The organism is Sutterella massiliensis, from assembly GCF_016899755.1.
Classification (GTDB): Bacteria; Pseudomonadota; Gammaproteobacteria; order Burkholderiales; family Burkholderiaceae_F; genus Sutterella; species Sutterella massiliensis.
This window is the reverse complement of record NZ_JACJJC010000007.1, coordinates 63,274-77,483: the sequence shown is the minus strand read 5'-3', so window position 1 is coordinate 77,483 and position 14,210 is coordinate 63,274. Positions and strand designations below refer to the sequence as shown.

Genomic DNA, 14,210 nt, shown 5'->3' with positions numbered 1-14,210 from the left:
TGGGCAGCCGTCGTGCTCCATTTGCCAATCTGGGAACAGTTATTCACAGGATTTGAGTCTGCCTAAAAATTAGGCAGCAAGGGATTCGTCTGCACGACAGGGAAAGTCTTGGTTGTCCACAGGCTTCTCCACTCGAGTTGTGCACAAGCGTTCATTTCTCGGAGCGGAAAACTTACGTTGAAGATGGTTTGATTGAAGGTTCTGTTCGGGGTGTCTGTTTGGTTGGTAACCAACCGATGAGACTTTCGGCATGAAAAAAAGCAGCTCTCGACCTGACGGACGAGAGCTGCTCTCGATTGAGGCTGTTTTTCTGTGGTACTTACTTCTTGAGCACGGCCTTCGCGGCTTCTTCACCGATCAGACGGCCCGAGGTGTAGGCGATCGTCAGGCTCGAACCTGCGAGGAAGTAGCGGTCGTAGTAGGGACGGTTGGCCATTTCGCCGCCCGCGTAGAGCCCCTGAATCACGCCGCCCTTACGGTCGAGCACCTGGAATTTGTCGTTCGTCTGAACGCCGCCCATCGTGCCGCCCGAAGCCGGGCGAACCTGCACGGCGTAGAAGGGTGCCTTTTCAACGGCGCGCAGGTACTTCGGGTCCTTGCCGAAGGCACTGTCGACGCCCTTCTTGCAGTCTTCGTTGAATTTCTTCACCTGCGCTTCGAGTCGGTCGGCGTTGACGCCCATGCGGCGGGCAAGTTCGCGGATGTCCTTGCCGTGAACAGCAACGTCGAACGTGAGGTAATCGCCGACGATCTTCGTGCGGGCTTTGTCGCTCGAATCGAAGACGAACCACGAAGTACGCTGCTCGCTCGCGGCGTCGGCGAGGAACGGCAGGTCTTCCCGCACGAAGCGTTCGCCGCGCTCGTTCACGATGAGTTCGCGCTTGAAGCCGTCGTCCGTGCGAATCACTTGTTCAAGGGCCTTATAGACGGGCTTGAGCGAAAGACCGATCATCCAGCTGTCCTTGGCGGGAGCGGCACCCGCCTTTTCGGCCATCACGATGCCGTCGCCCGTGGAACCCTTGGCGGCCATCGAGTATTCGGTGTAGATGGCCCAACGGGGAATTTCAGCGGCGATTCGCTCGAGATTTTGCGCAAAACCGCCCGTGGCGAGCACAACGGCGTCGGCCTTGAATTCGTAGCGGTTCTTGCCATCATGCGCACGAACGCCCGTGATGCGGCCGTCCTTGCCCTGGATGAGTTCGTAGGCGGTCGTGTTCGTGCGGATGGCAACGCCCTTCTTTTCGCAGAAGTCGCCGAGCGCTTCGATTTCAGTGCGGCCCGACGCGTCGGCCGTGCCGTGCGCGCGCGCCGTACCCGTGAGGTCGGTTACAACGGGTTTGTTGAACTTCAAGCCTGTCTTTTCTTCGAGCCAGGCAACGGTTTCGGCGCTTTCGGCTGCCATTGCTTCAACGCGGGCCTTTTCCGGATAGAACTTGAGGCCGCCCTTGACGGAGCGCTTCTGCTCGTCAAGCCAAGCGGCGGCAAACTGCTTGGCATCGTCCTTGATGCCGGCCGCAGCCTGCTCCTTCGTACCAGCGGCGAGCACCCAGCCCTTCGAGAGCGCGGTCGAGCCGCCGATCTCGGGCATCTTTTCGAGCACGATCACCTTCGCGCCGTTGTCGGCTGCCGCGGCTGCGGCAGCAAGACCCGTGGCGCCGGCGCCGATCACGAGGACCTGCGTCGCGGGGGCATCAGCCAAGGGCAGCGTCGCGGGGTCGATCGGCACGTACAGATGCGTGTAGTCGGATGAGCGGCCGCCAGCCTTTTCAATCGCAAGCCCCACGGCCGTAAGGATCGCGCCCGTCGACTGCGTCGCACCCGAGACCATGTCGACCGCGAGGTTCTGCGTGCGGACGATTTCGGCAGCGACCGATTCCATCGGTTCCTTGGCGATGTATTCCGTTTCGACGTTCTTACCGATCTTGACGGACTTGATGGCGTTTTCGGTGAGTTCGACCGTGACTTCAACCATGCCGTTGTTGCCGGGCGTCGTCACCGTGTAGGTGCCGGCCTTGAGCGGCGCAGGCGCCGCGGCGGCGTCGGCTGCACCGGCCGCGGAGGCAAAGAGAGCGATCGGGGCGATGATCGCAGCGGCAAGCGCCGACTTCTTGAATCGCAGGGAAAGCAATTGAATCTCCTCGAATGGGCGTCGGGCCTGACTGCGTTGGCGGCCTCTGTCTCGCAGGGCCGGTCTGCCGGCGCACGAAAAGCGTGCGCCGCGGGACATCCGGGCACACTGCTGCGCTTCGGATCATGCAATAGGGCGCTTAAAGCGAACTGAAAACCTGCTCACGGTGGAGGGCGCGCAGCTCTTTGGCGTGCGTAGCCTTCGCGCCGAAACTTCTTTCGCGCAGACGATGTAGGCGAAATGTCGTAGTCGCGCTAATATGCGTTCCGGAAAGTTTTGTCATTGCTGCACGGTGCGGGCCGACCGAGTCCCGTTTGTCGTGCAGCGCCATACGCCTTGTGCGTACAAAGGAGAACACAAACAATGACGACCCGCGACAATGTCCCCGCAGTTGAACCTTGCATGGCCGAGCGCCTCGCCGCGCTCGCGGCCGATCCGAAGGTCGCCGCCGCCCTCAAGGTCTGCGCCGATGAAGTCGAACGCGCCATGGCCGAACAGGTCCGCATCTCTCAGATCGAAGCGCCCACGTTTGCCGAAGCCGTGCGCGGCGAAGAAATCGCCCGCCTCATGAAGGAATACGGTCTTGAAGATGTCGTTGTCGACGAATCGCGCAACGTCGTCGGCCGTCGTCCCGGCACCGGTTCGGGCCCCACGCTCGCGATCGCCGCGCACCTTGACACGGTCTTTCCGGCGGGGACCGATCTCACCGTCCGCAAGGAGGGCGCTCTCTACTACGGTCCCGGCATCGGTGACAACGCTTCTGGTCTGCGCTCGATGCTGCAGGTGCTGCGCGCGCTCAACAAGGCGGGAATCGAAACCGAAGGCGACATCCTCTTCGTGGGTACGGTCGGCGAAGAGGGCAACGGCGACATCTGCGGCGCCAAGGCTCTCTTTGACGGCTCGCGTCAGATCGACGGCTTCTGCGCGCTCGACATGGGTGATGTCTACACCGTCCAGAATGCCGCTACGGGTGCGCACCGCTGGCGCATCGCCATCGAAGGCCAGGGCGGCCACTCCTACATCGATTACGGCCGCGTGCCCTCGGCCATTCATGCGATGTGCCGCGCCGGCGCCGTGATCGCCGACATCGTCACGCCCGCCGACCCGAAGACGACTTTCACGATCGGCACGATCAAGGGCGGCACGACCGTCAACACGATCGCCGCGCGCTGCGAAGTCGACGTCGATATGCGCAGCACGAGTCTCGAAGAGCTCGACAAGCTCGAACGCACGGTGCTCGGCGCCTTTGAAAAGGCCGTTGCCGACGAAAATGCCCGTTGGCCCGAAGCCGATGCCGAACATCAGCTGCGCCTTGTGAAGACGCAGATCGGCAACCGCCCGGCCGGCCAGCAGCCCGACAGCTCGCCCGCAGTCCAGGCCGCGCTTGCCGCCATGGCGCAGATGGGACTCGAAGTCCGTCAGTTCCGCGCCTCGTCGACCGACGCCAACAAGCCTATTTCGATCGGTGTGCCCTCGGTGTGCATCGGTACGGGCGGCGTCACGCACAACGAGCACAGCCTCAAGGAGTTCTTCGACTCGACCGACATGGAAAAGGGTCCGCAGCTCGCGCTTCTCATCGCGCTCGCGCTCGTTGGTCGCAAGGGCGACGAGCCCGCGCTCGAAAAGCACGTTTACTAATGTGGTTGCGTGATCGAGAGAGTCGGCCGTTCTTTTAGAGCGGCTCTCTCTCGGGGAGCGACCAAACGAAAGCCGCAGTCGGCAGGATGCCGGGTGCGGCTTTCGTCTTGTTGGCCTGCGTGTCCGAGCGCAGAACCGACGCCGCAGTCGTCAGACGGGCGCCTGCAAAATGGCGCACCGGTCTTCGGAAGCACCTTGTGAGCAGGCTACAATTAAACGTTTAGGGATCACTTTTTGCGGCGGATCTTTTCCATGGCTACTCTCAGAAAAACGGCAACGAAGCGTACGCCCGTGACGGCGCCTTCCGATGAGGCTCAAAAGCGTGCGCTCGGCTCTGCGTCGACCGATGCTGAGACCGGTGCGGCTCTTTCGGACGACGCGGCGGCGAAAGGCCGCAAGCGCCGTACGACGAGCCGCGCGAAAAAACGCGTTGACGCAGAGACGCTGCCGAAGATTCCGCTCCTGAGGCGCGCGCCCACGAAAAAGACGCAGACCGCATCGAGCGACGAGGCGGCAGCGGTCGTTTTCGATCAAAATGCGCCAGCTGAAACGTCTGCAGCGCAGGCGCCTTCGATTTTTATCGAAGAGGCTGCCCGCCTTGAAGCGGTGGCAAAAGCAAGGCGTGCCGACACAACAAAAACGACGAAAGCCTCGAAGGCGGCACCTAAAAAACGCGCCTCGAAACTCAATCCCGCTTTGAGAAGCCGCGGCGAAGTGCAGATCGAAAAGGGTGCGGCGACAGCGCTCGAAAATGCGGAAGACTTCAACGAAGCTTTCCCCGTTCGGCTTGCCGTTGCCGAAAAGACGCTGCCGAGAACGTCGCCTGCGGTGCTGCCCGACCTCGAACTCATCAAGCGTGCCGAAGCCGAGCGCGCGCTCGAAGCCATGGCGCGCAAGATAAAGCGCGAAGCGCAAAAGCGGGAGAAGGGCAAGGAACCGGTTTCGACGAGCCTCTCGCGTCGTCTGAAAGACCTCGTCATCGAGGCGCTGCGCGAAGCGGCCGATCAGCTTCTTGGCAGAAGCCGTCCGGAATTCGCGCTCGTGCCGCTTAATCCCGTTCGTGTTCTGCTTGCCTACTCGGGCGGGCGGGATTCTTCGGCGCTTCTTGACGTGCTCGCGAAGGTTTTTCACGACAAGAATCAGTCGCTCATCGAAACGGTTGAAGCCGTTTATATCAACCACGGCTTGAGTCCCAATGCCGATGCTTGGGAAGCGCACTGCAGCGCCGAATGCGAAAAACGCGGCATTCGCTTTAAAGCGCTTAAAGTGACGGTGAACGGCAAAGACGACGGCGTTGAGGCCGCTGCGCGCGATGCGCGCTACACGGCGCTTGCCGACTATGCTGCCGCGCACGGCTTCGACATTGTGATGACGGCGCACCATGAGGACGACCGCATCGAAACGTTCCTCTTGCAGTGGCTGCGCGGCGCCGGACCCGAAGGGCTCGCCGCTTTTCCGCGCTCGCGCGTCATGAAGATGCCGAGCGCCGTGGAGCCGGGCGAATTCTCGCGCGAAAACCGTTCCGCACCGGTACTCCTCGTTCGTCCGTGGCGAACAGTGCTTCGCCGCGACGTCGAGCGCTATGTGAAGCAGCGGCGCCTCGCTTACGTCGACGATGAATCCAATGCCGATCCGCGCTACCTCAGAAACCGCGTGCGCAATGAGGTTGTGCCGCTCCTTGACGCGATCCGGCCGGGCTTTCGAACGGCTGCCGCCCGCAGCGTCGAACTCGTGGCGGAAGCGGCCGACATTCTCCGCTCGGTCGCGATGAGCGACCTCGAGAGCTGCCGCTCGAAGATCACCCCGGGGGGACTCGCGATCTATCGGCTTCTCGAACTCATTCCCGCCCGTCAGGCTTGGTGCCTGCGCGCCTGGATGAGCGAGGAGGGGATGGAACTCCCCGGAAAGGCCCGGCTCGAAGAGGCGCTTCGTCAGGTGCGCGAAACACATGCCGACACGAGTCTTGCGATTCGTGTCAAAGGCAAGGAAATCCGCCGCTGGGGCAGTGACCTCGTCATTCGCGACGTGCCGAGAAAGACGGCCGCTGCCGAACGCAGCGCGCCCATCCGCTGGACGGGCGGCGGCGAAATCGTGCTCCCCGGCTGGAACGGCGTCATCGAAGTGGTGCGTTGCGCGCCCGACGAGCCCGGCATCAATGTCGACCGCCTGATGGCGTTCGACGCGAAGCTCGAGGTGCGCTCGAAGTGTCGGTCCGCAAAGATGAAGCTTTGGCTCTTGCGCCCGTCGAAGTCCTTGAAGGACCTTTACGCGCAGGCGGGTATTGCGCCCTTTGACCGGGACGAGCTGCCGCTCATCCTCTTAAACGACGAAATCGTGTTTGCGGCGGGGCTCGGCATGGACGTGCGGCGCTTGGACGACCCGCAGACGGCGCCCGAGCGCGTGCGCTTCCGGTATCGTCCCGTACAGAACCTCTGGAAGACGAAGCCGATTGCCAATTACGGCGACCTCCCCGAAAGCATTCGCCGCGAGCGAGAAGCCATGGTGCGGGCCGCTTCCGACGAGCAACGCCGGCTCGAAGCCTTTCTTGACGCGCAGCGCGGCCGCTGATGAAGAAGGGGACGACAGACGCCGAGGGCGCAAGGAAAGAGGACACGAAGACCGCGGCAGCACGCGGCCCGCTCTCGCTCCTCGAAGCGCGCGACGTCGTTTCGTATTGGTCGCTTCTTGAGCTCTTCGAGCCCGCGGATTGGAGTGTTCGCCGCGGCGAATTCGTTGACTTCGAGCGCTGGCGGGTGCCGTCAATGCCGAATGAGGCGACCGCTTTTGCGACGCCCTCGAATACGGCGGAAACGGATGGCGTTCGTCGTGCGGCTGTAGCCGGTGCCGAGCACTCGGGCGACGCGATCGGTCATCTGCTGACGCTTGCCTTCGAAACGAAGGAGATCACCTTCAATCGCCCGATGCTGCGCCCGCAGCCGGGCAGCGCCATCGAGCGACCGCTCCCCTTTTTCACGGTCTACCTCGGGATTCTTCCCAAGGCGCGCCTTTATGCGCACATGCTGCGCCTCCTGGATGCGGCGGAGTCGGGGCTCGGAACTTCGGCGCTCAACGCGCCTGATCTTGGTTTTGACGCCGTCGGCGAAGATCCGAGCCTGCGAGGCGAAACCTATCTTGCGGCCTTTCACATTTCGCCTTGGGGCAAGATTGTTTCCGAGAGTTTTTCGGTTTCGGGCTATGTCGGCGCACTCAATCTGGCACTGCGGCGCATGCGCCTTATCGAAAAGCTGAGGCGTTCGGGTGAAGCGGGCCGCAAAGAGGCTGCGGCACTGAGGAGCACCCCAGTTTTCGACGTTGCGACGGCGCTTAAGCGATGCGAAAAGCTTTCGAAGGCATTCGAGACGCGCGTCTCGTCGCTCTTTCACACGATTGCCTGCGGCACGTCCCATATTGCCGAGCATGTCTTCGATAAGAAAGCCTTTACGCTCACGCTTCGAGATCCGCAGCCGCTCGCCCAACGCGTTGCGCAGCCGTTTCTCGAGCATGCCGCGCGCGGCGTGGCGGGTTACATCGGCTATACGGGGCCGATCGATGCCGCCCTTCGCGTCGTTTTTCATCGACCGGACCACACGTTTTCCGTGGATGACATCGTTCGTCTCGGGAGCTTCTATTTGGGCGACCTTGCCCGCATTTCGGTCGCGCTCGAAGAGTCGGGCACGAGCCCTTGCGGCGCGCCGCTCGCAGAGCGGCTCGCACGGGCGGCTCAGACTGCGGGCGAGGCGGCTGACCGTGCGGCGACGACTTCTCCGGCCGGGGCGCCTGGGGCGCCGGGGACTGAGGTCGAAACGCTGTCGGGAGCGGTGGGTGATGCCCTCGAGTTCGACAGGCCGCCTGCGCACAAAGACGAAGGTGATAAGCGCGCCTCGCCGGGCAACCCCGCGCGCATCTCGAAGCTGAGTGCGCCCCTCTCGCGCCTCCTGCTTCACGGCATCGACGCCGGGATCGCACGCGCGGATCTCCTCGAAAAGCCGGCGGCCTTGGCCGAACTGCTCGACCCCGTTCGGCTCCCCTCGGGGCGCTGGCCGAGCCCGGTTTCGCATCACCTCTATGTCGCGCAGCAGGCAGCCGTGAACGCCATCCTCGCCTTGGGCGAGGTCTCGCCCGAGGACATGCCGGGTGCGAGCGAGGAGAAGCTCGAGAGCTTCGGGCCCATTGCGAGCGTGAACGGTCCGCCCGGGACCGGGAAAAGCTGGCTTTTGCGCGACGTGATTGCCGAAGTCGTGGTGCGCAAGGCGCGCCGCATAGCAGCGCTCTCGGCTTCGAAGGAGATTTTCGACTTCGACCACCCGCTTGAATTTGAACTCGGTGCAGACCGTCAATTCGCCGTGATGCCCGTGAAGCGCAGCGTCGCGCGGGACAGCCTCATTGTTGTTGCATCGAACAACAACGCTGCCATTCGCAACATTACGGACGAACTCCCTTCGAGCTTCGCGCTCGAGCGTGCTTTTCTGTCCGATGCGGGGCAGAGTGCGGCAGCCGCGCCCGGCACCTCCGGTTCTGCCGGCAAGGCGCGTTTTGCCTACTGGCAGAGCTGCGCGCGTGCCATGAAGCGTGCGGGACTTCCGAAGCGACGGCTTTCTGAAACGGGGTCGCTCTTTGGTGAGTCGCCCGATGCGCTGCTTGAGAACGTCTGGGGACTTATTTCCGTCACGCTCGGACGGAAAAGCAATCGGCTTCGCTTCGTGCGAACGGTTTTGAAGGGACGAGAGCCGGGCGTCTACAGCGACAAAAAACGCGAGAGCGAACTTGCGCTTGAGATTGCATCGGCCAAGGCTGCGCTCGAAAAACGCGGCAAAGGGCCGGAAGCGGCCTGGCTTGAAGCCAAGAAGCGCTTTGAAGATCTCGATCGAGCGGTGGCCGCTCGCCGCGCAGCAATCGCCGCACAGGCGGCGCTCGATAACGGGCGCCCCGCCGTCTACGCAACGCCGCTCGCTGCCGCTCCCGTGCAGCACAAGACGTCGCTCTGGGTCGACGAAGACTTCGAAGCGCTGCGCTCGTCGCTTTTCCTGGCGGCGCTCGCGCTCTCCAAGGCCACCGTCGTTGCGCAGTCGTCGTATTTCCTCTCGAACTTCAAGGCGATCGCGGAATATATCGAAAGCGGGATGCCGCCGCTCACGAAAGGCCGACCGCAAGCGATCTGGGACGTGATTGCGCTGCTTGTGCCCGTGATCTCGACGACGCTCGCGAGCGCGGCGAGCATGTTCGCGGTGTGTGGTCCCGGGACAATCGGCTGGCTCCTTTTGGACGAAGCGAGTCAAGCGATGCCGCAGGCGGCTGCTGGTATTCTCAACCGAGCCAGGCGCGCGGTGATTCTCGGCGATCCGAGGCAGCTCATGCCCGTCGTCACGATGCCCGAGCGCCTTTGCGAGTACCTGCGAAGGCGTCTTCCCTCTGTTGATGCAAGGTGGTCGCCCCATGTCTCGTCGCTGCAGTCGCTTGCCGACAACACGATGCCTGTCGGCGCCGCCATTCGGGACACCGTCACGGGCGAAGCCGTTTGGACGGGGCTGCCGCTGCGCACCCACAGGCGCTGCGCGTCGCCCATGTTCGACGTGGCCAATGCGCTCGCTTACGCGAACCAGATGGTGCAGATGACGCCGCGCGTCGATGCGGCGAAGGCGCTGCCGTCGCTTTGGCTCGACGTGAACGTCGCGCCGCGAGACGCAGCCGCACGCAAGGCGGCTTTTCTCGTGCGCGGCGTACGCGTCGAGCGGCAGATGCCCGACGCCAAGATCGTCCCCGAAGAAATGGCGGTCTTGAGAAGCACGCTCGTTTCGCTCCTGAAGCGTCCGGCGATGGCCGGCGGATCGATCTTCGTCGTTTCTCCCTTCAGAAGCATCGCGGATATGGCCGCGCGGGTGATCGACGACGTACGGCGTACGCAGATTGCGCCCGCAGCCATGCGGGCCGATACGGTGCACGCGTTTCAGGGTCAGGAAGCCGATGCGGTGATTTTCGTGCTCGGCACCGAAAAGGGCGCTCGCGGCAGGCGTCAGCGCCATTGGGCGGCCAATCCCACGAATCTTCTCAATGTCGGCGTCACCCGTGCGCGGCGCGCCATAGTCGTGATCGGCTGCGTTGAAGATTGGCGCGCGGAACCCGCATTCGCCATTTTGGCCGAGCGTCTGCGCATACGCGGAGCGGTGCTCGGAGAGAGCGACCGGATTTTTGCGGCGCAGCGCTAGCAGCACTCAATGGAAGCGCAGAGCGCGCAAAAGAAAAGCCCGCGCGATCATCGGTTTTCACCGGACCCGGCGCGGTCATCAAAACACCGTTCTTTAAGCGGAACGGCGGCTCTTGAAATTTATCCTCACCCGAAGAGCCAGCACCAAATTTTGGCGGGGATGCCGAAGATCACCGCATACGTGATGATCATGGCGGCCACCTGCACGATATGGCTCTTCGACATCGAGAGCACCACGGGCCCGAGCTTGTCCCAAACCTTGAAGAGAAGGACGAACGAGGCGAGCGCCCAGATGATGCCGAAAACGATGGAGAAGAACGTGTACATGACCGGTAGAGCTTGCGGTTGATGGATAAAGAGCCTTTTTGACCTCGGGAGCGACCAAGCTTCCCATGGCTTCGAATTTAGCGCCGGGTGCTTAAAAACCCCTTATGCTTTGCGTTCGCGCGGATAAGCGCAAATTTGGCGAAATTAGAGAGAAAAGAAGGAAATAAGCATGCCGCAGTTTGAGGTCGTTCTGCCGCAGGGCACCGTGCTGCTTCGAAATGTCGAGACGGGTGAAACGCTTACGCTCAGCGCCGAATCGGGTCCCCTCACGCTCGGGCGCATCACGCTCGACTTCGAATTTGCGCCTGCGTCGGGCCGCTCACGGGAAAGTGCCGACGGCGCTGCTGCCCGCCTCGCACCGACAAACGCCGATCCTGAAGCATCTGTTGCCTCGGCGGCCGTCTTGCCGAAGCCTGTGCTAGAGCTGCCCAAAGTGGGATGCCCCGTGCGGCAGCTCGATGAAAATCCCTTTCTCTCGCCCGACGAACCCCCGGCGCCGATGCCGGCCGGCGCAGCCGAGGGACCGTCCATCCGTGCGCTTCAAGCGCCCTTTGATGCGCTGACCGAGTCGGACTTCGAAGTGACCATGAGCGCCATTCTGCGCGACGAAGAGAATCTCGAGCGCGAGATTGAGTTTCTGCGCGACATCGACGGCGACCCGGACGACATTGCCGAACTCGAGGCGGCGCTCGAGGCGCTCAAGGAGACGTTTGCGATGACTTCAAAGCGCTTTGATGCGTGGAAGCTTGCCGTTCGGCATGCCGGAAAACACGAAGCCGAAGCGCGTGAGGAGCGGCTCGCCGCTGCAAAAGAAGCCGCCGAACTCGCCAAAGCGTTCGCGGCCGAAACGGCCAAAAAGCCCATCGGCTGACGGTTTGAACGCTCAGCAGTTACAAGAAGAAACGCCCGACGATCTCGCCGGAAATCGTCGGGCGTGTCGCAGTTGTCGTTTGCGCGGCGTCAGCCGATCGCTGTGAGGATCATCATCCAGACGGGGAGCGTTGCCGCCGAGAAGAGCGTCGTTGAGGCAACGGCCGTCGTTGCGAACTTCACGTCGGCGTGATGGAACTTCGCAAGCACCGCAATCTGCGTGATGCAGGGGAGTGCCGCCTGAATGACATAAACCTTCGCAAAGAGTTCCGGCAGCGGCATAAGCCAGGTGAAGATGAGACACACCGTCGGGCAGATCACGAAGCGCCCGAGGAGAACGAGTCCCAGGTCCTTGGTGATGCGGATGTTACGCACCCCGATGCGGTAGATCATGATGCCGATGAAGATGAGGGCAAGCGGCGACGTAATGCCGCCCATGTATTTGGCGGCCGTCATGAACGCTTCCGGCAGGCGCAGATCGAGCAGGATCAGGAGGATCGCAAGCAGAAAGCCGCAAAGCGGGGGCGAGAAGACGCGCTTCACCGTTGCGAGCGAGAGCACTTTGGGGGCGGCTTTCTTTTCGGCGGCGATGCCGTCCATTGCCTCAAGGAAGTTGCCCATCGTCCAGAAGAACGTCGTGTTGGCAAAGAAGTAAAGAAGCGTTGGCACGATCGCCTCGTCGCCAAAGAGTGCGATCGAAACCGGGACGCCGATGAACATGTTGTTCGTTGCGGTAAAGGCCGATGAGAAGGTCCCCGCATGCACGTGCTCGACCTTGCAGACCTTCACGATGATGCGGCTGACGAAAAAGCAGAGCCAGACCGTGAGGAACGGAATCACCATCGAGCCCGCGAGCGAAATGAGCTCGTCGTGGTCGAGCTTTTCCATCACGCTCGAAAAGAGGTACGCCGGCAGCGACATGAAGGTGACGAGCTTGGCGATGAGCGCGGTCGACTGTGCGTCGTACCAGCCTTTGTGCGCGGTCCAGTAGCCCGCGCCCGCCAAGAGGAGCAGGATCAGAACGCAGTTGAGCGAGTGAAGAAATGCTTCCCACATGAGTGACACCTAGAGCGGCCGGATCGTTCCGGCGGGTTGCATCCGAAAGTGTTGCAATAACCGCCAAGTCTACCGCTGCCGAGTCGTTTTCACCTTTCACGTTTGTGCCGCTTAGCTACTGTCGACTCGCACTCGCTTATTAGAAGAAATCTAAAGAATACTCTTTCTGATAATAATTTTTATTCTTATTGAAAATTTAAAGGTTCTCCTGTAAAGTTCGAATCTCAAAAACGAGAATGATTCTCGTTAACTAATTTGAGGCGAACAAGCAGGGAAATTGCCGTGAAGGATCCGGTCTCGCACAAAAGCAAAATCGACAGCACGATTGACACGAAAAGCCGCGCCGCCACGTTCGAAGCCGGTGCCCGCGCCATGCAGACGGCGCTCGAATCGGCAAACCGTTCGCCCGAAGCCTATTTCGCCAACCGCGAAGACCCGCTTCATGCGGCTTTCAAGGCCAAGGCCGTGATTCACTCGGGACCTGGCGGCATGCCGCTCATGGGAGCGGCCGCGAGTGAGGCGTTCGAAGCTTCGCTCGATCGTCCCCGAAGCGGCAAGACGCTTGCCTACTTACACGTGCCCTTTTGCGAGACGCGCTGCCTTTACTGCATGTTCTATCAGAACCCGCTCGATCCTTCGGCCGCGCACGCGTATGCGGATTCGCTCGTGAAGGAACTTGCGCTGCACGCCGAGCGCGCTGCGCAGGCTTCGGGCCCCGTGCACGCCGTCTACTTCGGCGGCGGCACGCCCACGGCGCTTGCGCCCGAAGATCTTCGCCGCGTGCTCGAGGCCGTGAAGAAGTACCTGCCGCTCGCGAACGACTGCGAAATTACGCTCGAAGGCCGCATTCACAACTTTGACGACGCGCGCATCGAAGCGGCGATCGCGGGCGGCGTAAACCGCTTCTCGCTCGGCATTCAGACTTTCAGCACCGAAATCCGGCGCTCGATGCTGCGCGTCGACGACGCCGATACCATGATTCGTCGACTCGAAGCGATCGGCCGCTACGACGAGGCTGCGCTTGTGATCGACCTTATTTACGGCTTCCCGGGGCAAACGGCGGCCGTCTGGGAAAACGATCTCGCGACGGCGGCGTCCCTCAAGCTCGACGGCGTCGATTGCTATCAGCTCAATGTTTTTGAAAAGTCGCCGCTCGCCAAGCGCATCGCCTCGGGCAAGCTCCCGAGCGCGGCCGATGCCGCAGAGAAGGCCGACATGTTCGCGCGCAGCGTCGAATTCTTCACAAACGAAAACTGGCGCCGTCTCTCGAACAACCACTGGGGGCGCACGCACCGCGAGCGCAATATCTACAACGCTCTCGGAAAGTCCTCGGTCGACTGCTTGGCCTTCGGCTGCGGCGCGGGCGGGCGTCTCTTCGGGTCGAGCTTCATGCTCGAGCGCAGTCTAGCCGCTTACCACGCACGCATGGCTGCGGGCGAAAAGCCCGTGCAGTTCCTGATGCGTCCGGGCGCGAATTGGGCGCTATTGCGCGAAATCTCCGCCGCTATGGAGAGCGGCGCGATCGATCTCTCGAGCTTCAAGGTCGAAGCGGGCGGCAAACCGGTCGACCTCGATTCGATCGCCAAACCCGTCGTCGACCAGTGGGTCGAAGCGGGACTTCTCTTGCGACGCGGCCGTCACCTCATTCAGACGGTGGCCGGTCAGTACTGGCACGTCACGCTCGCGCAGCTGCTGATGCGCTGGATCGAAGGGGCGCTCGCCGAGGCGGCGCCCGACGAAAGATCTGTTCGAGCTGCTCGCTTCGATATGGGTGCGCCCGGCGCCATGCACCGCCTGCGTCCCGCCGAGCACGGCGCACACGCGCAGCGGGCGAATCGCGAAGCTGCCCGTGAAGCCGGCGACACCAACGCGGATCGTTCGGTCTGACCGTTTGCTTGGCGCGTTCGTCTTAACCGCTCGTTGTCGCTCAACATCAACGACGCACGCCCCTCTTTTTTCTACTCACCGGCAGCCGCGAGCCGCGGCTGC

9 protein-coding genes are annotated in these 14,210 nt (G+C 62.2%); 5 read left to right on the top strand and 4 right to left on the bottom strand.

Annotated elements, in window-relative coordinates:
• Positions 1-319: 319 nt before the first annotated feature.
• Entirely contained in the window at positions 320-2,128 is a 1,809-nt protein-coding gene (locus H6A60_RS05775; protein WP_205102461.1) for an FAD-dependent oxidoreductase, read from the bottom strand.
• A 363-nt stretch (positions 2,129-2,491) separates the two neighbouring features.
• On the opposite strand from H6A60_RS05775, the gene H6A60_RS05770 reads away from it, so the two are divergent.
• On the top strand, positions 2,492-3,766 hold the full coding sequence (locus tag H6A60_RS05770; protein ID WP_205102460.1) for a M20/M25/M40 family metallo-hydrolase: 1,275 nt from the start codon (positions 2,492-2,494) through the stop codon (positions 3,764-3,766).
• A 34-nt stretch (positions 3,767-3,800) separates the two neighbouring features.
• Here the strand turns inward: H6A60_RS05770 and H6A60_RS05765 are convergent, their stop codons facing one another.
• The gene (locus H6A60_RS05765) at positions 3,801-3,944 is read right to left on the bottom strand and encodes a hypothetical protein (RefSeq protein WP_205102459.1); all 144 of its coding nucleotides are present in this window, start codon (positions 3,942-3,944) and stop codon (positions 3,801-3,803) included.
• Between the two features lie 74 nt (positions 3,945-4,018).
• Here H6A60_RS05765 and tilS point away from each other — a divergent pair, with 74 nt between their 5' ends.
• Positions 4,019-6,334, top strand: coding sequence for a tRNA lysidine(34) synthetase TilS (gene tilS, locus H6A60_RS05760; RefSeq protein ID WP_205102458.1), 2,316 nt, complete (start codon positions 4,019-4,021; stop codon positions 6,332-6,334).
• Positions 6,334-9,969 carry a DEAD/DEAH box helicase gene (locus H6A60_RS05755; RefSeq protein ID WP_205102457.1) on the top strand — a complete coding sequence of 1,212 codons (3,636 nt, stop codon included), beginning with the start codon at positions 6,334-6,336 and terminating at the stop codon, positions 9,967-9,969. Before tilS ends, H6A60_RS05755 begins: the two co-directional genes overlap by 1 nt.
• Positions 9,970-10,094: 125 nt before the next feature.
• On the opposite strand, the gene H6A60_RS05750 is transcribed toward H6A60_RS05755, so the two are convergent.
• Positions 10,095-10,295: a hypothetical protein gene (locus H6A60_RS05750; protein WP_205102456.1), complete on the bottom strand. Its 201-nt coding sequence runs from the start codon at positions 10,293-10,295 to the stop codon at positions 10,095-10,097.
• 169 nt (positions 10,296-10,464) lie between these two features.
• Here H6A60_RS05750 and H6A60_RS05745 point away from each other — a divergent pair, with 169 nt between their 5' ends.
• Positions 10,465-11,166, top strand: a complete 702-nt coding sequence (locus H6A60_RS05745; protein WP_205102455.1) for a hypothetical protein — start codon at positions 10,465-10,467, stop codon at positions 11,164-11,166.
• An 89-nt stretch (positions 11,167-11,255) separates the two neighbouring features.
• Here the strand turns inward: H6A60_RS05745 and H6A60_RS05740 are convergent, their stop codons facing one another.
• A complete protein-coding gene (locus H6A60_RS05740) occupies positions 11,256-12,221 on the bottom strand; it encodes an AEC family transporter (RefSeq protein WP_205102454.1) in 966 nt (321 codons plus the stop codon).
• Between the two features lie 282 nt (positions 12,222-12,503).
• Here H6A60_RS05740 and hutW point away from each other — a divergent pair, with 282 nt between their 5' ends.
• Positions 12,504-14,108: a heme anaerobic degradation radical SAM methyltransferase ChuW/HutW gene (gene hutW, locus H6A60_RS05735; RefSeq protein WP_338054841.1), complete on the top strand. Its 1,605-nt coding sequence runs from the start codon at positions 12,504-12,506 to the stop codon at positions 14,106-14,108.
• The last annotated feature ends 102 nt before the right edge of the window (positions 14,109-14,210 follow it).